Here is a 21,575-nt window from a genome sequence, read left to right on the forward strand (position 1 = left end):
GGCTCGGGCAGCGCGACGAAGCGCTGCGCGGGCCCTGTCTCGTGTGCTCCACCGCGTACCAAGGAGTCAGTGAACAGATGAAGACGATCGACGAGCTTCTCGGCGAGGGCGTCGAGGGCAAGCGGGTGTTCGTCCGCGCCGATCTCAACGTGCCGCTCGACGGCACCACCATCACCGACGACGGCCGCATCCGCGCCGTCGTCCCCACGGTCAAGGCGCTCGCCGACGCCGGCGCCCGGGTCGTGGTCGCCTCCCACCTGGGCCGCCCGAAGGGTGCCCCGGACCCGGCGTTCTCCCTCGCCCCCGCCGCCGCGCGGCTCGGCGAACTGCTCGGCGCCGAGGTGGCCTTCGCCACCGACACCGTCGGCGAGTCCGCGCAGGCGACCGTCGCGGGCCTGGCCGACGGCCGGGTGGCCGTCATCGAGAACCTGCGCTTCAACGCCGGCGAGACCTCGAAGGACGACGCCGAGCGCGACGCCTTCGCGGGGCAGCTGGCCACCCTCGCCGACCTCTACGTCGGCGACGGCTTCGGAGCCGTCCACCGCAAGCACGCCTCGGTGTACGACCTCCCGGGCAAGCTGCCGCACGCCGCCGGCTACCTCATCGCCACCGAGGTCGGCGTCCTCAAGAAGCTGACGGAGGACGTCCGGCGGCCGTACGCCGTCGTCCTCGGCGGCGCCAAGGTCTCCGACAAGCTCGGCGTGATCGACCACCTCCTGGAGAAGGCCGACCGCATCCTCGTCGGCGGCGGCATGGCCTACACCTTCCTCAAGGCCCAGGGCCACGAGGTCGGCATCTCCCTCCTCCAGGAGGACCAGATCCCGGCCGTCCAGGAGTACCTGAAGCGCGCCCAGGACCGCGGCGTGGAGTTCGTGCTCCCCGTCGACGTCCTGGTCGCCACCGAGTTCCCGGACCTCAGGACCAAGGCCCCGGCCCACCCCACCACCGTCGCCGCGGACGCCATCCCGGCCGACCAGGAGGGCCTGGACATCGGTCCGGAGACCCGCAAGCTGTACGCCTCGAAGCTCGCCGACGCGGCCACCGTCTTCTGGAACGGTCCGATGGGCGTCTTCGAGCACCCCGACTACGCCGAGGGCACCAAGGCCGTCGCCCAGGCGCTCGTCGACTCCCCGGCCTTCACCGTCGTCGGCGGTGGCGACTCCGCCGCCGCGGTCCGCACCCTGGGCTTCGACGAGAAGGCGTTCGGACACATCTCGACCGGTGGCGGCGCCTCCCTCGAATACCTCGAGGGCAAGAAGCTCCCCGGCCTCGTCGCACTGGAGGACTGACCCCCTTATGACCACCCGCACCCCGCTGATGGCGGGCAACTGGAAGATGAACCTCAACCACCTCGAGGCCATCGCCCACGTCCAGAAGCTCGCCTTCACGCTCACCGACAAGGACTACGACGCCGTCGAGGTCGCCGTCCTCGTCCCCTTCACCGACCTGCGCTCCGTGCAGACCCTGATCGACGGTGACAAGCTCAAGATCAAGTACGGCGCCCAGGACCTGTCGGCCCACGAGTCCGGCGCGTACACCGGTGAGATCTCCGGCGCCATGCTCGCCAAGCTGAACACCGGCTTCGTCGCCGTCGGCCACTCCGAGCGCCGCCAGTACCACGGCGAGTCCGACGAGCTGTGCAACGCCAAGGTGAAGGCCGCCTTCGCCCACGGCATCACCCCGATCCTCTGCGTCGGCGAGGAGCTGGACGTGCGCGAGGCCGGCAACGCCGTCCCGCACACCCTCGCCCAGGTCGAGGGCGGCCTCAAGGACGTCCCGGCCGAGCAGGCCGAGACGATCGTGGTCGCGTACGAGCCGGTGTGGGCCATCGGCACCGGCAAGGTCTGCGGTGCCGAGGACGCCCAGGAGGTCTGCGGGGCGATCCGCGGCAAGCTCGCCGAGCTGTACTCGCAGGACGTCGCCGACAAGATCCGCATCCAGTACGGCGGCTCCGTGAAGGGCTCGAACGTCGCCGAGATCATGGCGCAGCCCGACATCGACGGCGCCCTGGTCGGCGGTGCCTCGCTGGACGCGGACGAGTTCGTCAAGATCGTCCGATTCCGCGACCAGTGATGATGTAGAGCGGCGGAGGCGATCCGTCGTACCCTTGCGGGGGTCGGGCCGGTGCCCGGCCCCCGTCCCTTTTCAAGCTCCGAGGAAGTTGGTCCAGCCGTGGTTATGGGGTTCTCGATCGCCCTGATCGTCTTCAGCGGCCTGCTGATGCTGCTGGTGCTGATGCACAAGGGGAAGGGCGGCGGCCTCTCCGACATGTTCGGCGGCGGCATGCAGTCCTCCGTCGGCGGCTCCTCGGTCGCCGAGCGCAACCTCGACCGGATCACGGTCGTGGTCGGACTGCTCTGGTTCGCCTGCATTGTGGTACTTGGTCTGCTCATGAAGCTGGACGGGTAACTCCGCACACTGGACGCGCGTTGGGCCTTCCGTAGACTGGGGCATCTTCGAGCACCATCACGCAGGGAGTTACGACCGTGGCAAGTGGCAACGCGATCCGGGGAAGCCGGGTCGGAGCGGGGCCGATGGGGGAGGCCGAGCGGGGCGAGTCGGCACCGCGCCTCCGCATCTCCTTCTGGTGCTCGAACGGGCACGAGACCCAGCCGAGTTTCGCGAGCGACGCGCAGGTCCCGGACACCTGGGACTGCCCCCGCTGCGGTTTCCCGGCCGGCCAGGACCGGGACAATCCGCCGGACCCCCCGCGCACCGAGCCGTACAAGACCCACCTCGCCTACGTGCGGGAGCGCCGCAGCGACGCCGACGGCGAGGCCATCCTCGCCGAGGCGCTCGCCAAGCTGCGGGGCGAGATCTGAACGACAACTGAACATCGGTGGAAAGGGCTCTGCCCGTGAACTCGGTTCGCGGGCAGAGCCCTTCGTCGTGTCCGGGGCGGGTGGCACGGATCGCCCCGTTCGATCAACTAGGTTGGAGGAGCAGCGGGGCAGACACGTACGAGAAGAAGTGGGCGATGTCCGAAATGACCACAGAAGGACGCATCAGGCTCAACCGGCTGCCCGAGTGGGCGGCCCTCGGCAAGCACCGGGAGCAGCTGGGCGACACCCATCTGCGCGAGCTGTTCGCGGCCGACCCGGAGCGCGGCACCGGCTACACCCTGCGGGTCGGTGACCTCCACCTGGACTACTCCAAGCAGCTCGTCACCGACGAGACCCTGGAGCTGCTGCGCGAGCTGGCCGCCGCCACCGGCGTCGCCGGGCTGCGCGACGCCATGTTCCGCGGCGAGAAGATCAACACCACCGAGGACCGGGCCGTCCTCCACACCGCCCTGCGCGCCCCCCGCGAGGCCGTGATCGAGGTGGACGGCGAGAACGTCGTCCCCAAGGTCCACGCCGTCCTCGACAAGATGGCCGGCTTCGCCGACAAGGTCCGCGCCGGCGCCTGGACCGGCCACACCGGCAAGCCGGTCAAGAACATCGTCAACATCGGCATCGGCGGCTCCGACCTCGGCCCCGCCATGGCGTACGAGGTCCTGCGCGCCTACACCCGGCGCGACCTGACGTTCCGTTTCGTCTCGAACGTCGACGGCGCCGACCTCCACGAGGCCGTCCACGGGCTCGACCCGGCCGAGACGCTCTTCATCGTCGCCTCGAAGACCTTCACGACCATCGAGACGGTCACCAACGCGACCTCCGCCCGCGACTGGCTCCTCGGCGGACTCGGGGCCGGCCAGGAGGCCGTCGCCCGGCACTTCGTGGCCCTGTCGACCAATGCCGAGCGGGTCGAGGAGTTCGGCATCGACACCGCCAACATGTTCGAGTTCTGGGACTGGGTCGGCGGCCGCTACTCGTACGACTCCGCCATCGGCCTCTCCCTGATGATCGCCATCGGGCCGGACCGCTTCCGCGAGATGCTCGACGGCTTCCACCTCGTCGACGAGCACTTCCGCACCGCCCCCGCGGAGGAGAACGCGCCGCTGCTGCTCGGCCTCCTCGGCGTCTGGTACGGCGGCTTCTTCGACGCCCAGTCGCACGCCGTCCTGCCCTACTCCCACTACCTGTCCAGGTTCACCGCCTACCTCCAGCAGCTCGACATGGAGTCCAACGGCAAGTCCGTGGACCGCCAGGGCGAGCCCGTCGACTGGCAGACCGGCCCGGTCGTCTGGGGCACCCCCGGCACCAACGGGCAGCACGCCTACTACCAGTTGATCCACCAGGGCACCAAGCTGATCCCCGCCGACTTCATCGGCTTCGCGCGGCCCGTCGCCGAGCTGCCGCCCGCCCTGGCCGCCCAGCACGACCTGCTGATGGCCAACTTCTTCGCCCAGACCCAGGCCCTCGCCTTCGGCAGGACGCCCGAGGAGGTACGGGCCGAGGGCGTGCCGGAGGAGCTCGTCCCGCACAAGACCTTCCGGGGCAACCACCCCACCACCACGATCCTCGCCGACGCCCTCACCCCCTCGGTCCTCGGCCAGCTGGTGGCGCTCTACGAGCACAAGGTCTTCGTCCAGGGCGCCGTCTGGAACATCGACTCCTTCGACCAGTGGGGCGTCGAGCTCGGCAAGGTCCTCGCCAAGCGGATCGAGCCCGTCCTGACCGGCGAGGAGTCCGCCGAGGGCCTCGACAGCTCGACCGCGGCCCTCGTCTCCGCCTACCGCGCCCTGCGCGGCCGGAGCTGACCGATGGCGGGGGAGAACGCGGTACGGCTCCGGCCGCCCAGGAACGCCGTGGACCGCAGGGCCGTCGGCTGGTGGCGCACCCAGTGCCTCATCGGCACCGCCGTCCCGGTGGTGGTGCTCGGCGTCCTCGGCCTCCTGATCGAACCGGCCCGGTTCTGGCTGCTGTCGCCGGCCGCCGTGCTGGCCGCGATCGGCCTGGCCTGCACCGCGTTCTTCCCCGCCTGGTGGTACCGGGTGCACCGCTGGGAGGTCACCGACGAGGCCGTGTACACGCGCACGGGCGCCCTGTGGCAGGAGTGGCGGATCGCCCCCATGTCACGGATCCAGACCGTCGACACCGTACGCGGCCCGCTGGAACAGCTCTTCGGGCTGGCCACGGTCACCGTCACCACCGCCTCCTCCAAGGGCGCGCTCCGCGTCGAGGGACTCGACCACTCACTCGCCGCGGAGCTCGCCGAGAAGCTGACCCGGATCACGCAGGCGACCCCCGGGGACGCCACGTGACGCCCGCCGGCGAGGGGGAGTGGCGGCGCCTCGACCGGCGTACCTCCCTCGTCACCGCCGCCGTCCTCTGCGGCGTCGCGGCCGGAGCCGGAGTCCCGGTCACCGCCGGGCTCGCCGGCTCCCGGCCCCTCTGGCAGGCGCTCGCCTGGGTCCTCGCCGGCGCCTTCCTGCTGATCGGCGGCGGCACCACCGCCGAGCACGTCCGCCTCCGCCACACCCGCTACCGGATCGGCGCCGACCAGGTCGAGCTCCACTCCGGCCTGCTGCTCCTCAAGCGGCGCTCCCTGGCCCGCGAGCGGATCCGCAGCGTGGACCTCACCGCCAATCCCCTCCAGCGGGTCCTCGGGCTGGTCAAGGTCCGCATCGGCACCGGTGAGTCCACCGGCGGCGGCGAGTCCACCCTGGAACTGGAGTTCGTCACCCGGACCGAGGGCGAACGGCTCCGCCGCGAACTCCTCACCCGCGCCTTCGCCCCCGAGGCCGTCCCCGGTCACGACGGCACCCTCGCCGTCCTCGACCCCCGCTGGATCCGCTACGCCCCCGTCTCCTTCGTCACCGGTCTGCTCGCCGGCGCCGCCGCCGGAGCGGTCATGCAGGTCAGCGAGTGGTTCGGCGTCCAGTCCGAGGTCATCGACTGGATAGGGGACCGCTTCCAGGACGTCTCCCTGCCGTGGATGATCGTCGACCTCGCCCTCCTCGCCACCCTGGCCGGCGCGGTCGGCTCGCTGGGGCTCTGGGTCGAGATGTGGTGGAACCACCGGCTCGAACGCGAACCGGGCGGCACCCTCCGGGTCCGTCGCGGCCTGTTCAGCACCCGCTCGGTCACCCTGGAGGAGGAGCGCCTGCGCGGGGTCGAGCTGGTCGAACCGCTCGGCGTCCGCCTCGCCGGCGCCGCACGCGTCGACGCCGTCGCCAGTGGCCTCGCCGAGGACGACGAGAAGCACACCGACCTGAAGACGCTGCTGCCGGCCGCGCCCCGGGCCGTCGCCGCCCGGATCGCCGCCGAGGTCCTGCGCGAGCCCGTCACCCCGTTCTCCGTCCCCCTCACCCCCCACCCGCGCGCCGCCCGCGCCCGCAGGCTCCGCTGGGCGCTCAGCGCCGTGCTGCTGCCCGCCGCCGTCCTCGCCCTGCTCGGCGCGCTCCTCACGCCGGTGCTGCTGTACGTGGCGGCCGGCTGGACGCTGGTCCTGAGCCCGCTCGCGGTGGCCCTCGCCCTGGACGCGTACCGCTCCCTCGGCCACGCCCTCGGCGGCGCCCATCTGGTGACCCGGTCGGGCACGGCACGGCGGGCCACGGTCGCCCTCCAGCGGTCCGGGATCATCGGCTGGACGGTCAAGCAGTCGTACTTCCAGCGGCGTGCCGGGATCCTCACCCTCACCGCCACCACGGCCGCCGGAGAGCGCGCCTACGACGTCCTCGACGCGGACGCGAGCGAGGGCCTGGCCTTCGCCGCCGAGGCCGTACCGGGGCTGCTCACGCCCTTCCTGGAGACTGCGGAGACTGCGGCGACTGCGGCGACGGTGGAGTCGGCGGGGACTCCGGAGACGGCGGAGCCGGCGCGGACCGTGGAGGCGCCGGGAACGGCGGAGGCCCGGTCCACCGAGGGGTGAACCGGGCCTCCTGGGGGCTCCGTCAGGCCGAGGCCGGCGGATACAGGCTCCGCGGCAGCTCCGAGGCCGCCGCCGTGTCCATCAGCCACAGCGTGCGCGAGCGCCCGTAGGCGCCGGCCGCCGGGGCCTGCACCTCGCCCGCGCCGGACAGCGCGATCGCCGCCGCCTTCGCCTTGTCCTCGCCGGCCGCGAGCAGCCAGACCTCCTTCGCCGCCCGGATCGCCGGGAGGGTCAGGGAGATCCGGGTCGGCGGCGGCTTGGGCGCGCCGTGCACCCCGACGACCGTCCGCTCGGTCTCCCGGACCGCGGGCAGCTCCGGGAAGAGCGAGGCCACGTGGGTGTCCGGGCCGACGCCCAGCATGAGCACGTCGAAGGCGGGCACCCCGCCCCGCTCGGTCGGGCCGGCCGCGGCGGCCAGCTCGGCCGCGTACCCCGCCGCGGCGGCGTCGGCGTCGTCCCCGTAGGGACCGTCCGACGCCGGCATGGCGTGCACCCGGGCCGGGTCCAGCGGGACCCGGTCGAGCAGCGCCTCCCGGGCCTGGGTGATGTTCCGCTCGGGGTCGCCCTCGGGCAGGAAGCGCTCGTCGCCCCACCACAGGTCGAGCCGCGACCAGTCGATCGCGTCCCGGGCGGGCGCCGTGCCGAGCGCGGCGAGCAGCCCGTTGCCGTTGCGGCCGCCGGTCAGCACGACCGAGGCCGCGCCCCGGGCGGACTGGGCGTCCACGATCCTCGTGATCAGCCGGGCCGCGGCGGCCTCGGCCATCAGCTCCTTGTCCCGGTGGACCACCAGCTGGGGGGCGCTCACTTCGACGCCGCCTTCTTCGCCGGGGCCTTCTTGGCGGGTGCCTTCCTCGCCGGCTCAGGAGCGGGCTCAGAAGCGGACTCCGAAGCGGGCTCCGAAGCGGCCTCCGGGGCGGCCGTGACGTCCGGGGCGGGCTCCTCGGGCGCGGGGGCGGTGGTGGCCGCCTCCTCGTCGAGCCGCTCCAGACCGAACCGGAGCGCCGCGGCGTAGGTGTCGTCCGGGTCGAGCCGGCGCAGCTCCTCCGCGATGAGCTCGGCCGTCTCGCGCCGCTTGAGCGCCACCCCGCGGTCGGGCTGGCCCTCTATGGAGAGGGTCGCGAGCGAGCCGTCGGGCCGGTCGAGGACGATCGGTCCGGCGCTGGTCTCCAGCCGTACGGAGGTGAGGCCGGGGCCGGTGGAGCGGGACCGCCGCACCGGCACCTTCAGCCGCTCGGCCAGCCACATCGCGAGCAGTTCGACGCTCGGGTTGAACTCCTCGCCCTCCACGTCGGCCGAGGTCACCTGGCAGTGGACCTGGTCGAGCGCGGCGGCCAGCATCGAGCGCCACGGGGTGATCCGGGTCCACGAGAGGTCCGTGTCGCCGGGGGTGTAAGTGTCCGCGCGCGCGGTCAGCTCCTGGATGGGCTGCTCGGCGGCGTACGTGTCGGTCACCCGCCGCTGGGCGAGGGCGCCCAGCGGGTCGTTCGCCGGGTCGGTCGGCGCGTTCACCGGCCACCAGACGACGACGGGGGCGTCCGGGAGGAGCAGCGGCAGCACCACCGACTGGGCCTGGTCGACGACCTCGCCGTACAGCCGGAGGACGACCGTCTCCCCGGAGCCGGCGTCGGCGCCGAGGCGGACCTCGGCGTCGAGCCGGGTGTTGGCGCGGTCCCGCGGCGAGCGCGAGACCCGCTTGATCACCACGAGGGTCCGCGAGGGGTGCTCGCGGGACGCCTCGTTGGCCGCCTTCAGCGCGTCGTAGGCGTTCTCCTCGTCGGTGACGATCACGAGGGTGAGCACCATGCCGACGGCCGGGGTGCCGATCGCCCGCCGCCCGAGCACCAGCGCCTTGTTGATCTTGGAGGACGTGGTGTCCGTCAGGTCGGTCTTCATGGCCGGCGCCAGCTCCTGCCGTCTCGTGCGAGCATCTCGTCCGCCTCGCCCGGACCCCAGGTCCCGGACTCGTACTGGGCGGGCTTGCCGTGCGCGTCCCAGTACTGCTCGATCGGGTCGAGGATCTTCCAGGACAGCTCGACCTCCTCCACGCGCGGGAAGAGGTTGGAATCGCCGAGGAGGACGTCCAGGATGAGCCGCTCGTACGCCTCGGGGCTGGACTCGGTGAAGGACTCGCCGTAGGCGAAGTCCATCGACACGTCCCGGATCTCCATCTGGGTGCCGGGCACCTTGGAGCCGAAGCGGACGGTGACGCCCTCGTCCGGCTGGACCCGGATGACGATGGCGTTGCGGCCCAGCTCCTCCGTCGACGTGTGGTCGAAGGGGGAGTGCGGGGCGCGCTGGAAGACCACCGCGATCTCGGTGACCCGGCGGCCGAGCCGCTTGCCGGTGCGCAGGTAGAAGGGGACGCCCGCCCAGCGGCGGTTGTCGATCTCCAGCTTGATCGCCGCGTAGGTGTCGGTCTTCGACTGGGGGTCGATGCCCTCTTCCTCGAGGTAGCCGACGGCCTTCGCGCCGCCCTGCCAGCCCGCCCCGTACTGGCCGCGGACGGTGGACTTCGCCAGGTCCTTGGGCAGCCGCACGGCGCCCAGCACCTTGGTCTTCTCCGCGGCGAGCGCGTCGGCGTCGAAGGAGGCGGGCTCCTCCATCGCGGTCAGCGCGAGCAGCTGGAGGAGGTGGTTCTGGATGACGTCACGGGCGGCGCCGATGCCGTCGTAGTAGCCGGCGCGGCCGCCGATGCCGATGTCCTCGGCCATGGTGATCTGCACGTGGTCGACGTACGACCGGTTCCAGATCGGCTCGAAGAGGGTGTTGGCGAAGCGGAGCGCCAGGATGTTCTGGACGGTCTCCTTGCCGAGGTAGTGGTCGATGCGGAAGACCGCCTCGGGCGGGAAGACCTCGTGGACGACCTCGTTGAGCTCCTTGGCGGAGGCGAGGTCGTGGCCGAAGGGCTTCTCGATGACGGCGCGGCGCCAGGAGCCGTTCTTCTGGTCGGCCAGACCGTGCTTCTTCAGCTGCTGGACGACGAGCGGGAAGAACTTCGGCGGCACGGACAGGTAGAAGGCGAAGTTGCCCCCGGTGCCCTGCGCCTTGTCCAGCTCCTGGATGGTGTCCTTCAGCTGCTCGAACGCCTCGTCGCTGTCGAAGTCGCCCTGGACGAACCGCATGCCCTGGATGAGCTGCTGCCAGACCTCCTCGCGGAAGGGGGTGCGGGCGTGCTGCTTGACCGCGTCGTGGACCTCCTGCGCGAAGTCCTCGTCCTGCCATTCCCGGCGGGCGAAGCCGACGAGCGAGAAGCCCGGCGGCAGCAGGCCGCGGTTGGCCAGGTCGTAGACGGCAGGCATCAGCTTCTTACGGGACAAATCGCCCGTGACGCCGAAGATGACCAGGCCCGACGGCCCCGCGATGCGCGGGAGCCGTCGGTCTGCGGCGTCACGGAGCGGGTTGGCTCCGTCGACGGTGCTCAAAGTGGTCATGCCTCCGAAGGGACGCGGCGCGCGAGCTCCGCCTCGGTCGAGCTGAGCAGGTCGTTCCAGGACGCCTCGAACTTCTCGACGCCCTCGTCCTCCAGGAGCTGGACCACGTCGTCGTAGCTGATGCCCAGCTTGGCGACGGCCTCCAGGACCTCGCGGGAGGAGTCGTACGTGCCGCGGACGGTGTCGCCGGCGACCTCGCCGTGGTCGGCGGTGGCCTCCAGGGTCGCCTCCGGCATGGTGTTCACGGTGCCCGGGGCGACCAGGTCCACCACGTACAGCGTGTCCTTGTACTCCGGGTCCTTGACGCCGGTCGAGGCCCACAGCGGACGCTGCTTGTTGGCCTGCGCCTTGTCCAGGGCCGCCCAGCGCTCCGAGGAGTCCGAGAAGACCTCCTCGTACGCCTCGTAGGCGAGACGCGCGTTGGCCAGGGCCGACTTGCCCTTGAGCGCCTTGGCCTCGTCGGTGCCGATGCCGTCCAGGCGCTTGTCGATCTCGGTGTCCACGCGGGACACGAAGAAGGACGCAACCGAGTGGATCTTCGACAGGTCGAGGCCGCGCTCGCGGGCCTTCTCCAGGCCCGCCAGGTAGGCGTCCATGACCGCGCGGTAGCGCTCCAGCGAGAAGATCAGCGTCACGTTGACGCTGATGCCGAGGCCGATGACCTCGGTGATCGCCGGCAGGCCGGCCTTCGTCGCCGGGATCTTGATGAGGGTGTTCGGCCGGTCCACGAGCCACGCCAGCTGCTTCGCCTCGGCGATGGTCGGGGCCGTGTGGTGGGCCAGACGGGGGTCGACCTCGATCGAGACCCGGCCGTCCTGGCCGTCGGTCGCGTCGAAGACCGGGCGCAGGATGTCGGCGGCGTCGCGGACGTCCGCCGTCGTGATCATGCGGATGGCCTCGTCCACGGTCACCTTGCGGGCGGCCAGGTCGGCGAGCTGCTGCTCGTAGCCGTCGCCCGAGGTGATCGCCTTCTGGAAGATCGACGGGTTGGTGGTCACACCGACCACGTGCGACTGGTCGATCAGCTCGGCCAGGTTGCCCGACGTGATCCGCTTGCGCGACAGGTCGTCCAGCCAGATCGCGACGCCTTCGTCGGAGAGGCGCTTGAGAGCGTCTGTCATGAGAGTTGCATCTCCAAAAAGTCGTACGTATCCGCGTCAGCGCGCGGCGGCGGCGATCGATTCCCGGGCGGCGGAGGCCACGGCCTCCGGCGTGAAGCCGAACTCACGGAAGAGGACCTTGGCGTCGGCCGAGGCGCCGAAGTGCTCCAGCGAGACGATCCGGCCGGCGTCACCGACGTACTTGTGCCAGGTCAGGCCGACACCGGCCTCGACCGCCACCCGCGCCTTGACCGACGGCGGCAGGACGGAGTCCTTGTACGCCTGGTCCTGCTCCTCGAACCACTCCACGGACGGCATCGAGACCACGCGGGTCGGGACGCCCTCGGCCTGGAGCTGCTCGCGGGCCTCGACGGCCAGGTGCACCTCGGAGCCGGTCGCGATGATCACGACCTCCGGGGAGCCGCCCTCGGCGTCGAACAGCACGTATCCGCCCTTGGCCGCGTCCTCGTTCGGCGCGTAGGTCGGCACGCCCTGGCGGGTCAGCGCCAGACCGTGCGGCGCGCCCTTCAGGTACTCGCGCGTGTGCCGCTTCATGATCTCGCGCCAGGCGATCGCCGTCTCGTTGGCGTCGGCCGGACGGACCACGTTCAGGCCCGGGATCGCGCGCAGCGAGGCCAGGTGCTCCACCGGCTGGTGGGTCGGGCCGTCCTCGCCGAGACCGATCGAGTCGTGCGTCCACACGTAGGTGACCGGCAGGTGCATCAGGGCCGACAGGCGCACCGCGTTGCGCATGTAGTCCGAGAAGACCAGGAAGGTGCCGCCGTAGATGCGGGTGTTGCCGTGCAGCGCGATGCCGTTCATCTCCGCGGCCATGGCGTGCTCGCGGATGCCGAAGTGGATCGTGCGGCCGTACGGGTTCGCCTCCGGCAGCGGGTTGCCCTCGGGGAGGAAGGACGACGCCTTGTCGATCGTCGTGTTGTTCGAGCCCGCGAGGTCGGCCGAGCCACCCCACAGCTCGGGGACGATCTCGCCGAGCGCCTGGAGGACCTTGCCCGAGGCGGCACGGGTGGCGACGCTCTTGCCCGCCTCGAAGACCGGGAGCTTCTCCTCCCAGCCGGCCGGCAGCTCGTTCGCCTGGATCCGGTCGAACTCGGCGGCGCGCTCCGGGTTGGCCGTACGCCACTCGGCGAGCTGCTTCTCCCAGGCGGCGCGGGCGTCGCGGCCCCGGTCGCCGAGCGCACGGGTGTGGCCGATGACCTCGTCGGTGACCTCGAAGCTCTGCTCCGGGTCGAAGCCCAGGACGCGCTTGGTGGCCGCGACCTCGTCGGCGCCGAGCGCCGAGCCGTGCGCGGCCTCGGTGTTCTGCGCGTTCGGCGCCGGCCAGGCGATGATCGAGCGCATCGCGATGAAGGAGGGGCGCTCCGTCTCGGCCTCGGCCGCGCGGATCGCCGCGTACAGGCCGGCCGGGTCCAGGTCGCCGTTGGCCTGCGGCTCCACGCGCTGCACGTGCCAGCCGTACGCCTCGTACCGCTTCATCGTGTCCTCGGACACGGCGGTCTCGGTGTCGCCCTCGATCGAGATGTGGTTGTCGTCCCACAGCAGGATCAGGTTGCCGAGCTTCTGGTGGCCCGCGAGCGAGGACGCCTCGGCGGAGATGCCCTCCTGGAGGCAGCCGTCGCCGGCGATCGCGTAGACGTTGTGGTCGAAGGGGGAGGTGCCGGGGGCCGCCTCCGGGTCGAAGAGACCGCGCTCGTAGCGGGCGGCCATCGCCATGCCCACCGCGTTCGCCACGCCCTGGCCCAGCGGGCCCGTGGTGGTCTCGACGCCGGCCGTGTGGCCGTACTCGGGGTGACCCGGGGTCTTCGAGCCCCAGGTGCGGAACGCCTTGAGGTCGTCCAGCTCCAGACCGAAGCCACCCAGGTACAGCTGGGTGTAGAGGGTCAGGGACGAGTGGCCCGCGGAGAGCACGAACCGGTCGCGGCCGACCCACTCGGGGTCGGACGGGTCGTGGCGCATCACCTTCTGGAAGAGGGTGTACGCGGCCGGCGCGAGGCTCATCGCCGTACCGGGATGGCCGTTGCCGACCTTCTGTACGGCGTCCGCGGCCAGGATGCGGGCGGTGTCGACGGCCCGCTGGTCCAATTCGGTCCACTGGAGGTCTGTGGTGGTCGGCTTAGTGCTCACCCTGGGTCAGGGCTCCTCTCCACATGTCTGTAGCCGGTGACTGAGGGTGTACCGGCGGTGTCGAGCCTACCCCCGAAAAAGCCCCCTCTTTTCGTGTCCATGCCCCTCAAATGAGCGGACAGAGCAAGAGTGCCGGTGCCCGTGGCGGTTCGCCTCCCGAACGGCGCGCCGAAGGGTGTCCGCCCCTTGATACGCGCCTAAGAGTGAGGCCCGCCAACACGACCCCACCCCCGCGAAGATCGCTGTCTGGGCAACGTCTACAGTGGCGTGGTACGCGCAAGTTTCACCCCGCCTTTATCCGGGGAACTTGCTGGGAATTTCTCTGTCAGGGGTGTGCGTGACGGCCGTCGAGTCCCGACCCGCAGGGGTCGTCTTGGCTACCGGCCCGGGGGGCCATCGGCCGTTCGGGGCCCGCGCCAAGGCATTCGTGGCGCTGACCAAGCCGCGGATCATCGAGCTGCTGCTCATCACCACCGTTCCGGTGATGTTCCTCGCCGAACAGGGCGTGCCCGACCTGTGGCTGGTGCTCGCCACCTGCTTCGGCGGCTACCTGTCGGCCGGCGGCGCCAACGCGCTCAACATGTACATCGACCGCGACATCGACGCGCTGATGGAACGCACCGCGCAGCGCCCGCTGGTCACCGGCATGGTCTCGCCGCGCGAGGGCCTGGTCTTCGGCGTCACCCTCGCCGTCGTCTCCACCCTCTGGTTCGGCCTGCTCGTCAACTGGCTCTCCGCCTGGCTCTCCCTCGGCGCGCTCCTCTTCTACGTGGTCGTCTACACGATGATCCTCAAGCGGCGCACCGCGCAGAACATCGTCTGGGGCGGCATCGCCGGCTGCCTGCCCGTCCTCATCGGCTGGTCCGCGGTCACGAACTCGATGTCCTGGGCCGCCGTCATCCTCTTCATGGTCATCTTCTTCTGGACGCCGCCGCACTACTGGCCGCTGTCGATGAAGGTGAAGGAGGACTACGCGCGCGTGGGCGTGCCCATGCTGCCCGTGGTCGCCTCCAACAAGGTCGTCGCCAAGCAGATCGTCCTCTACAGCTGGGTCATGGTCGCGGTCTCGCTGCTGCTCACCCCGCTGGGCTACACCGGCTGGTTCTACACCGCCGTCGCCCTGGCCACCGGCGGCTGGTGGCTCTGGGAGGCGCACGGCCTGCTGAACCGCGCCAAGGCCGAGGTCACCGGCGCGAAGCTCAAGGAGATGCGCCTCTTCCACTGGTCCATCACCTACGTGTCGCTGCTCTTCGTGGCCGTCGCGGTGGACCCCTTCCTGCGGTAGGACGAACGTTTCCGGCGACGGCCGGGTCGTGTGGGCTGTCCCACGCGGCCCGGCCGTCGCCAGTCGATCTACCCATCGGTAGCATCCTTGCCATGGCAGACACCACGGAAGACACCACGGCCGTCTCCCCGCGAGCGGAGCGCAAGGCGGCCAAGCTGGCCAAGGAGATCCGCGCCTTCGGCAAGGAGCACGGCGGCGTCGAGGGCCAGCTCGCCCACATCGGCCAGGCCGGCACCCGGATCGTCCTCGTCGGCGAGGACGGCGGCTGGGGCGACCTGGTGGCCCCCACCTACGCGATCGCCCAGCAGGCCGCCGAGAAGGCCGGGCTGACCCTGCACGACGAGTTCGACGGCGAGTTCGCCGCCAAGGTCGTCACCGGCCCGTACGAGTGGACCCGGATGGCCGGCATCCAGCTCGGCGGTCCCGCCAACACCTGATCCGGCGACGGCACCGGGCGCCAGGCAACAACCTCGCACGGGGCTCACCCGTTAGGACGTGTGGAGACACGCCCACGCAGGGAGCCCCCCGAGATGATCGACACGCCGCGCCTGGTGGACCAGTACTGCCACGGGGTGCTCCGGACGGAGCTGGGCCTCGGCACCTTCGAGGCCCACCTCGGCCCGGCCGCCGTCCTGCCCGCCTCCGGCACCACCTTCTTCGACACCCAGACGGGCTTCGCCGTACGCCGCTGGTGCCCGCCGCTGCTCGGCCTCGAACCGCACTGCCCGCCCGCCCGCTACCTCGCCCGCCGCCGCGAGCTCGGCGTCGCCGAGACCGGCCGCAGGCTGCTGCGGGGCGCCGGCATCGCCACGTACCTCGTCGACACCGGCCTCCCCGGCGACCTCACCGGGCCCGCCGAGCTCGCCGCCGCGGGCCGGGCCCGCGCCCACGAGATCGTCCGCCTCGAACCCCTCGCCGAGCAGGTCGCCGACACCTCCGGGACCGTGGACGCCTTCCTCGCCAACCTCACCGAGGCCGTCCAGGACGCCGCCGTGCACTCGGTCGCCTTCTCCTCGGTCTCCGCCGCGCGCTGCGGGCTCGCCGCCGTCGCGGAGCCCCCCGGGCGCGGCGAGGTCCGCCGGGCCGCCGGGCGCTGGCTCGCGGACCGTCCCGCCGGAGGCCCCCTCGACGCGCCGGCGCTCGTGCGCCACCTGCTGTGGACCGCGGTGGGCGCGGGACGGCCGCTCCAGCTGCACACCGGGGACCGGGACCCCGGCGGCCTGGCCGGCTTCGCCGCCGCCACCGCCGGGCTCGGCGCCGACCTCGTCCTGCTCCACGGCTCGCCGCACCACCGGACGGCGGCCCGGATGGCCGGGGTCTTCCCGCACGTGTACGCGGACCTGGGGGCCGCCCTGGCGCACACCGGGGCGCGGGCGGCGGACGTCCTCGCCGAGGTCCTGGAACTGGCGCCGTTCGGCAAGCTGCTCTACTCCAGCGGCGCCCGCGGCCTGCCCGAGCTGCACGTGGTCGCCGCCAGCGCCTTCCGGACCGCCCTCGGCCGGGTGCTGGGCGCCTGGGTCATGGACGGCGCCTGGTCCCGTACGGACGCGCAGCGGGTCGCCGCGATGATCGCCGCGGACAACGCGACGCGGGTCTACCGGCTCGGGTGAGCCGGTGGACCCGCGTCGGGGGTGTGGGTCAGGCCCTCGCCGGTTCCGGCTCGGCCTGGGCGGGGATGCCGGCCGTCGGCAGCGGTCGCTCGCGCAGGCTCAGGGCCAGCCGCAGCACGGCGATCCACATCAGCGAGGAGCCGAGCATGTGGGCGCCGACCAGCAGCTCCGGAACGCCGGTGAAGTACTGGATGTAGCCCACCCCGCCTTGGAGCAGCAGCACGATCAGCAGCTCGCGGGCGCGGGCGCGGGTGTCGTCCGGGGCGTCGACCACGCGCAGGACCAGCCACATCGCGACGGCGAGGGCGCAGACGACCCAGGCGGCGATGGCGTGCAGATGGGCGGCGGCCGTCCAGTCCCAGGGCATGCGGGGCACGTCGCTGCTGTCCCCCGCGTGCTTGCCGGCGCCGGTCACCGTGGTGCCGAGCGCGATGAGCACGGCCGAGGTGACGGTGATCGCCCAGGACAGCTTCCGTACCGGCTTGGGCACGCGCGGGCGCGCGGGCGTGTCGCCCTCGCCGGCCCGGTGCCAGGTGATCAGGGCGACCGTCAGCAGCGCGTTCGCGGCCAGGAAGTGGCCGGCCACCGTCCACGGGTTGAGGCCCATCCAGACGGTGATGCCGCCGAGCACGGCGTTGCTCATCACGATCCAGAACTGCGCCCAGCCCCAGCGGGTGAGGTTCCGCCGCCACGGCTTGGTCGAGCGGGCGGCGACGATCGCCCAGCCGACGGCCGCCGACAGGACGTACGTCAGCATCCGGTTGCCGAACTCGATCAGGCCGCGGTAGCCCTGTTCGGGCGTCACGATGAGGCTGTCGTCGGTGCACTTGGGCCACGTGTCGCAGCCGAGACCGGAACCGGTCAGCCGGACCGCGCCGCCCGTGACGATGATGAGCACGCTCATCACGACGGCGGAGAGCGCGGCGCGCCGGAGGATCCGGGGGGACGGCGTCCAGCGCTGGGCGATGAAGGCGAGGGGGGTCTGCACGGGCCCTATCGTAGGCGCGGGCTTGTGCACGCTTTCACGAGGGGTGCCTTGTCGGGACACGTCACCCTCTGAGTGTCTTCCGCTACTCCCAGCGGAAGAACCGCGCGGCCGCGCCGAGCCCCAGGACCGCCCAGACGGCGAGGATCCCGCCGTCGGCCCACGGCATGCCCGCACCGCCCTGGAGGACGTCCCTGAGGCCGTCGGAGAGGGCGGAGATGGGCAGCAGCGCCAGGACGTCGCCGGCCGCGCCGAACTTCTCCAGCGGGACGATCACCCCGCCGCCGACCAGGAGCAGCAGGAAGACCAGGTTGGCGGCGGCGAGGGTGGCCTCGGCCTTGAGGGTGCCGGCCATGAGCAGCCCGAGCCCGGAGAAGGCGGCGGTGCCGAGGACCAGCAGGAGCAGCACGGCGAGCGGGTTGCCCCGCGGGGACCAGCCGAGGCCGAGCGCGATGGCGGTCAGCAGGGCGATCTGGAGGACCTCGGTGACCAGCACGGAGAGCGTCTTGGCGGTCATCAGGGCCCAGCGGGGCAGCGGGGAGGCGCCGAGCCGCTTGAGGACGCCGTAGCGGCGTTCGAAGCCGGTGGCGATGGCCTGGCCGGTGAAGGCGGTGGACATCACGGCGAGCGCGAGGACGCCCGGCGCGAGGAAGTCGACGGCCTCGCCGGCGCCCGTGTCGACGATGTCGACGGTCGAGAAGAGCACCAGCAGGAGGGAGGGGATGATCACCGTGAGGAGGAGCTGCTCGCCGTTGCGCAGCAGCATCCGGGTCTCCAGGGCCGTCTGGGCCGCGATCATCCGTCCGACGGGGGCGGCCCCCGGCCTGGGCGCGTACGTACCGGCGCTCATGCGCGCAGCTCCTTGCCGGTCAGTTCGAGGAAGACGTCTTCGAGGGTGTGGCGCTCGACCGAGATGCGGTCGGGCATGACGCCGTGCTGGGCGCACCAGGTGGTGACGGTGGCGAGCAGCTGGGGGTCGACGGCGCCGGTGATCCGGTACGTGCCGGGGAGCGGCTCGGCGGCCTCGGTGCCGTCCGGGAGCGCCTTGAGCAGGGAGCCCAGGTCGAGGCCGGGGCGGCCGGAGAAGCGGAGGGTGTTCTCGGCTCCTCCGCGGCAGAGCTGCTCGGGGCTGCCCTGGGCGGCGACCCGGCCCGCGTCGACGATGGCGACGTCGTCGGCGAGCTCCTCGGCCTCCTGCATGAAGTGGGTGGTGAGGACGGTGGTGACGCCGTCGGCGCGCAGCTCGCGGACGAGGTCCCAGGTGGCGCGGCGGGCCTGCGGGTCGAGGCCGGCGGTGGGCTCGTCGAGGAAGACGAGCTCGGGGCGGCCGACGACGGCCATGGCGAGGGCGAGCCGCTGCTGCTGGCCGCCGGAGAGCCGCCGGTAGGTCGTCCGGCCGCAGGAGCCGAGGCCGAGGCGCTCGATCAGGGCGTCGACGTCCAGCGGGTGGGCGTGCAGCTTCGCCATGTGGCGGAGCATCTCGTCGGCGCGGGCGCCGGAGTAGACGCCGCCGGACTGGAGCATCACGCCGACGCGGGGGCGCAGGGCGGCGGCGTCGGCGACCGGGTCGAGGCCGAGGACGCGGACGGTGCCGGCGTCCGGCTTCCGGTAGCCCTCGCAGGTCTCGATCGTGGTGGTCTTGCCGGCGCCGTTGGGGCCGAGGACGGCGGTGACGGTGCCGGTGCGCACGTCGAGGTCGAGGCCGTCGACGGCGGTCTTGGTGCCGTACCGCTTGACCAGGCCGCGGACGCGGACGGCGGTGTCGACGGACTCTTTTCGCATGCCGGGAAGTCTAGGAGAGGGGGCGGGGGCGCTTCGGGTCCGGGGCCCGGGCCGGGGGCGGAGGGAGCGCCTCCGCGCGGGTCGCCGGGACCGCTCCGGGGGCGAGGGAGTGCTGGTGGGAGGCGCGTACGGGCGCCCCGCGGGCCCGCGGGGGACGGCCGGGAGGGGGCTCCGATTCATCCCACGAATGATCGTTTCCGCAGGTCAGGTAAGCCTTACCTGAGTGATGCACGCCATCGTCACCACTTCCGGCGCGGCTTGTCACTGCCTGATTAATTACGCAACAATGGCGTTGTGAAAAACCTTGGCGCGGCTCCGTCGGAGGAACTCGCGACCCGAGAGCGGTCCACACGCAACCGGGTCGCGCGGTCCATCCTGGATCACGGGCCGTCCACCGTCGCCGACCTCGCGGAGCGGCTCGGCCTCACCCAGGCCGCCGTCCGCAGGCACCTCGACGCGCTCGTCGCCGAGCAGGTCGTCGAGGCCCGCGAGAAGCGCGTCTACGGCGCCCGCACCCGGGGCCGGCCCGCCAAGGTCTTCGCCCTCACCGACTGCGGCCGGGACGCCTTCGACCAGTCGTACGACTCCCTCGCCGTCGAGGCGCTCCGCTGGATCGAGCGCAACGCCGGAGGAGAGGCCGCCGTCGCCGCCTTCGCCCGCGACCGGATCGAGGCCCAGGCCGAGTCCTACCGGGAGGCCGTCGAGGCGGTCGAGCCCGAGCGGCGGGCCGAGGCGCTGGCCAAGGCCCTGACGGCGGACGGGTACGCTGCCACTGCGCGCAACGCGCCGGTCGGCGAGCAGCTCTGCCAGCACCACTGCCCGGTCGCCCACGTCGCCGAGCAGTACCCGCAGCTGTGCGAGGCGGAGACGGAGATCTTCTCCCGCCTCCTGGGAACGCACGTCCAGCGCCTGGCCACCATCGCCCACGGTGACGGCGTCTGCACCACGTTCATTCCGCACAGCGCCCCACAGACCGACGAATCAGCATCTGCAAGCACGGCCGGGAGGAACCCCGCATGACCACCGAGATCAGCCACCCCGAGCTCGAGGGCCTGGGTCGGTACGAGTACGGCTGGGCCGACTCGGACGCGGCCGGCGCCACTGCCAAGCGCGGTCTCAACGAGGACGTCGTCCGCGACATCTCCTCGAAGAAGAACGAGCCCGAGTGGATGCTGAAGCTGCGTCTCAAGGGTCTGCGCCTCTTCGACAAGAAGCCCATGCCGACCTGGGGCTCCGACCTCGGCGGCATCGACTTCGACAACATCAAGTACTTCGTGCGGTCCACCGAGAAGCAGGCCGAGTCCTGGGAGGACCTGCCGGAGGACATCAAGAACACGTACGACAAGCTCGGCATCCCGGAGGCGGAGAAGCAGCGCCTCGTCGCCGGTGTCGCGGCCCAGTACGAGTCCGAGGTCGTCTACCACCAGATCCGCGAGGACCTGGAGGAGCAGGGCGTCATCTTCGTCGACACCGACACCGCGCTGAAGGAGCACGAGGAGCTCTTCAAGGAGTACTTCGGCACCGTCATCCCGGTCGGCGACAACAAGTTCGCCTCGCTGAACACGGCCGTGTGGTCCGGCGGATCGTTCATCTACGTGCCGAAGGGCGTGCACGTCGAGATCCCGCTCCAGGCGTACTTCCGTATCAACACGGAGAACATGGGCCAGTTCGAGCGGACGCTGATCGTCGTCGACGAGGACGCCTACGTCCACTACGTCGAGGGCTGCACCGCCCCGATCTACTCCTCCGACTCGCTGCACTCCGCGGTCGTCGAGATCATCGTGAAGAAGGGCGGCCGCTGCCGCTACACGACCATCCAGAACTGGTCGAACAACGTCTACAACCTGGTGACCAAGCGCGCCGTCGCCTACGAGGGCGCCACCATGGAGTGGGTCGACGGCAACATCGGCTCCAAGGTCACCATGAAGTACCCGGCCGTCTACCTGATGGGCGAGCACGCCAAGGGCGAGACCCTCTCCATCGCCTTCGCGGGCGAGGGCCAGCACCAGGACGCCGGCGCCAAGATGGTCCACATGGCCCCGAACACCTCGTCGTCCATCGTCTCCAAGTCGGTGGCGCGCGGCGGCGGCCGCACCTCCTACCGCGGCCTCATCGAGATCGGCGAGGGCGCCCCCGGCGCCAAGTCCAACGTGCTCTGCGACGCCCTGCTCGTCGACACGATCTCCCGCTCCGACACGTACCCCTACGTGGACGTGCGCGAGGACGACGTGACCATGGGCCACGAGGCCACCGTCTCCAAGGTCTCCGAGGACCAGCTCTTCTACCTGATGCAGCGCGGTCTCACCGAGCAGGAGGCCATGGCGATGATCGTCCGCGGCTTCGTCGAGCCGATCGCCAAGGAGCTGCCGATGGAGTACGCGCTGGAGCTGAACCGGCTGATCGAGCTGCAGATGGAAGGCGCGGTCGGCTAGCAGCCACCGCCCCACCGCAGCGACCGACTCACACGTACGCAGGAAGAGA

At 71.6% G+C, this 21,575-nt stretch carries 20 protein-coding genes; 12 read left to right on the plus strand and 8 right to left on the minus strand.

All coding sequences use genetic code 11. The features are described 5' to 3' along the window. Positions 1 to 77: 77 nt before the first annotated feature. The 7 genes from ACFVU3_RS23875 to ACFVU3_RS23905 all read left to right on the plus strand — a co-directional run bounded on the left by ACFVU3_RS23875 (position 78) and on the right by ACFVU3_RS23905 (position 6,756). On the plus strand, positions 78 to 1,289 hold the full coding sequence (locus tag ACFVU3_RS23875) for a phosphoglycerate kinase (protein WP_390069090.1): 1,212 nt from the start codon (positions 78 to 80) through the stop codon (positions 1,287 to 1,289). A 7-nt stretch (positions 1,290 to 1,296) separates the two neighbouring features. Next, entirely contained in the window at positions 1,297 to 2,073 is a 777-nt protein-coding gene (gene tpiA / locus ACFVU3_RS23880; RefSeq protein ID WP_390069092.1) for a triose-phosphate isomerase, read from the plus strand. A gap of 105 nt (positions 2,074 to 2,178) precedes the next feature. Then, positions 2,179 to 2,409, plus strand: a complete 231-nt coding sequence (secG, locus tag ACFVU3_RS23885) for a preprotein translocase subunit SecG (protein WP_017238647.1) — start codon at positions 2,179 to 2,181, stop codon at positions 2,407 to 2,409. A 77-nt stretch (positions 2,410 to 2,486) separates the two neighbouring features. Beyond that, positions 2,487 to 2,822, plus strand: a complete 336-nt coding sequence (locus ACFVU3_RS23890) for an RNA polymerase-binding protein RbpA (RefSeq protein WP_003957010.1) — start codon at positions 2,487 to 2,489, stop codon at positions 2,820 to 2,822. Positions 2,823 to 2,977: 155 nt separating this feature from the next. Beyond that, the gene (gene pgi / locus ACFVU3_RS23895; protein WP_390069093.1) at positions 2,978 to 4,642 is read left to right on the plus strand and encodes a glucose-6-phosphate isomerase; all 1,665 of its coding nucleotides are present in this window, start codon (positions 2,978 to 2,980) and stop codon (positions 4,640 to 4,642) included. Between the two features lie 3 nt (positions 4,643 to 4,645). Next, positions 4,646 to 5,146, plus strand: coding sequence for a PH domain-containing protein (locus ACFVU3_RS23900; RefSeq protein ID WP_390069095.1), 501 nt, complete (start codon positions 4,646 to 4,648; stop codon positions 5,144 to 5,146). Then, the gene (locus ACFVU3_RS23905; RefSeq protein ID WP_390069096.1) at positions 5,143 to 6,756 is read left to right on the plus strand and encodes a PH domain-containing protein; all 1,614 of its coding nucleotides are present in this window, start codon (positions 5,143 to 5,145) and stop codon (positions 6,754 to 6,756) included. Before ACFVU3_RS23900 ends, ACFVU3_RS23905 begins: the two co-directional genes overlap by 4 nt. A 22-nt stretch (positions 6,757 to 6,778) precedes the next feature. On the opposite strand, the gene pgl is transcribed toward ACFVU3_RS23905, so the two are convergent. From pgl to tkt, 5 genes are read right to left on the minus strand one after another with little or no spacing between them, the layout of a single operon-like run. Then, positions 6,779 to 7,561: a 6-phosphogluconolactonase gene (pgl, locus tag ACFVU3_RS23910; protein ID WP_390069098.1), complete on the minus strand. Its 783-nt coding sequence runs from the start codon at positions 7,559 to 7,561 to the stop codon at positions 6,779 to 6,781. After that, complete coding sequence (gene opcA / locus ACFVU3_RS23915) at positions 7,558 to 8,649, minus strand: glucose-6-phosphate dehydrogenase assembly protein OpcA (protein WP_390069099.1); 1,092 nt, start codon at positions 8,647 to 8,649, stop codon at positions 7,558 to 7,560. Before opcA ends, pgl begins: the two co-directional genes overlap by 4 nt. Next, positions 8,646 to 10,187 carry a glucose-6-phosphate dehydrogenase gene (gene zwf, locus ACFVU3_RS23920; RefSeq protein ID WP_390069101.1) on the minus strand — a complete coding sequence of 514 codons (1,542 nt, stop codon included), beginning with the start codon at positions 10,185 to 10,187 and terminating at the stop codon, positions 8,646 to 8,648. The genes opcA and zwf overlap by 4 nt, the downstream gene beginning before the upstream one ends. Beyond that, a complete protein-coding gene (gene tal / locus ACFVU3_RS23925; RefSeq protein WP_390069103.1) occupies positions 10,184 to 11,308 on the minus strand; it encodes a transaldolase in 1,125 nt (374 codons plus the stop codon). Before tal ends, zwf begins: the two co-directional genes overlap by 4 nt. 36 nt (positions 11,309 to 11,344) lie before the next feature. Continuing rightward, entirely contained in the window at positions 11,345 to 13,432 is a 2,088-nt protein-coding gene (gene tkt / locus ACFVU3_RS23930) for a transketolase (protein ID WP_390069105.1), read from the minus strand. 331 nt (positions 13,433 to 13,763) lie between these two features. Here tkt and ACFVU3_RS23935 point away from each other — a divergent pair, with 331 nt between their 5' ends. The 3 genes from ACFVU3_RS23935 (at position 13,764) to ACFVU3_RS23945 (ending at position 16,327) form a co-directional block, all read left to right on the plus strand. Beyond that, on the plus strand, positions 13,764 to 14,717 hold the full coding sequence (locus tag ACFVU3_RS23935) for a heme o synthase (protein WP_390069296.1): 954 nt from the start codon (positions 13,764 to 13,766) through the stop codon (positions 14,715 to 14,717). Positions 14,718 to 14,809: 92 nt separating this feature from the next. Further along, positions 14,810 to 15,154, plus strand: coding sequence for a hypothetical protein (locus ACFVU3_RS23940; RefSeq protein WP_390069107.1), 345 nt, complete (start codon positions 14,810 to 14,812; stop codon positions 15,152 to 15,154). Between the two features lie 93 nt (positions 15,155 to 15,247). Further along, on the plus strand, positions 15,248 to 16,327 hold the full coding sequence (locus tag ACFVU3_RS23945; RefSeq protein WP_390069108.1) for an amidohydrolase family protein: 1,080 nt from the start codon (positions 15,248 to 15,250) through the stop codon (positions 16,325 to 16,327). 28 nt (positions 16,328 to 16,355) lie between these two features. Here ACFVU3_RS23945 and ACFVU3_RS23950 read toward each other — a convergent pair whose 3' ends face one another. Genes ACFVU3_RS23950 through ACFVU3_RS23960 form a run of 3 tightly spaced genes read right to left on the minus strand, consistent with a single transcriptional unit; the run spans position 16,356 to position 19,094 of the window. Continuing rightward, a complete protein-coding gene (locus tag ACFVU3_RS23950; protein ID WP_390069110.1) occupies positions 16,356 to 17,345 on the minus strand; it encodes a heme A synthase in 990 nt (329 codons plus the stop codon). A 52-nt stretch (positions 17,346 to 17,397) separates the two neighbouring features. Continuing rightward, on the minus strand, positions 17,398 to 18,162 hold the full coding sequence (locus ACFVU3_RS23955) for an ABC transporter permease (protein ID WP_390069112.1): 765 nt from the start codon (positions 18,160 to 18,162) through the stop codon (positions 17,398 to 17,400). Then, on the minus strand, positions 18,159 to 19,094 hold the full coding sequence (locus ACFVU3_RS23960; RefSeq protein WP_390069114.1) for an ABC transporter ATP-binding protein: 936 nt from the start codon (positions 19,092 to 19,094) through the stop codon (positions 18,159 to 18,161). The genes ACFVU3_RS23955 and ACFVU3_RS23960 overlap by 4 nt, the downstream gene beginning before the upstream one ends. Before the next feature lie 294 nt (positions 19,095 to 19,388). Here ACFVU3_RS23960 and ACFVU3_RS23965 point away from each other — a divergent pair, with 294 nt between their 5' ends. Further along, on the plus strand, positions 19,389 to 20,114 hold the full coding sequence (locus ACFVU3_RS23965; protein ID WP_390069116.1) for a helix-turn-helix transcriptional regulator: 726 nt from the start codon (positions 19,389 to 19,391) through the stop codon (positions 20,112 to 20,114). Continuing rightward, the gene (sufB, locus tag ACFVU3_RS23970; protein ID WP_390069117.1) at positions 20,111 to 21,526 is read left to right on the plus strand and encodes a Fe-S cluster assembly protein SufB; all 1,416 of its coding nucleotides are present in this window, start codon (positions 20,111 to 20,113) and stop codon (positions 21,524 to 21,526) included. Before ACFVU3_RS23965 ends, sufB begins: the two co-directional genes overlap by 4 nt. Positions 21,527 to 21,575: the final 49 nt, after the last annotated feature.

It is taken from the genome of Streptomyces sp. NPDC058052 (genome assembly GCF_042885515.1).
In the GTDB taxonomy this organism is placed as follows: domain Bacteria; phylum Actinomycetota; class Actinomycetes; order Streptomycetales; family Streptomycetaceae; genus Streptomyces.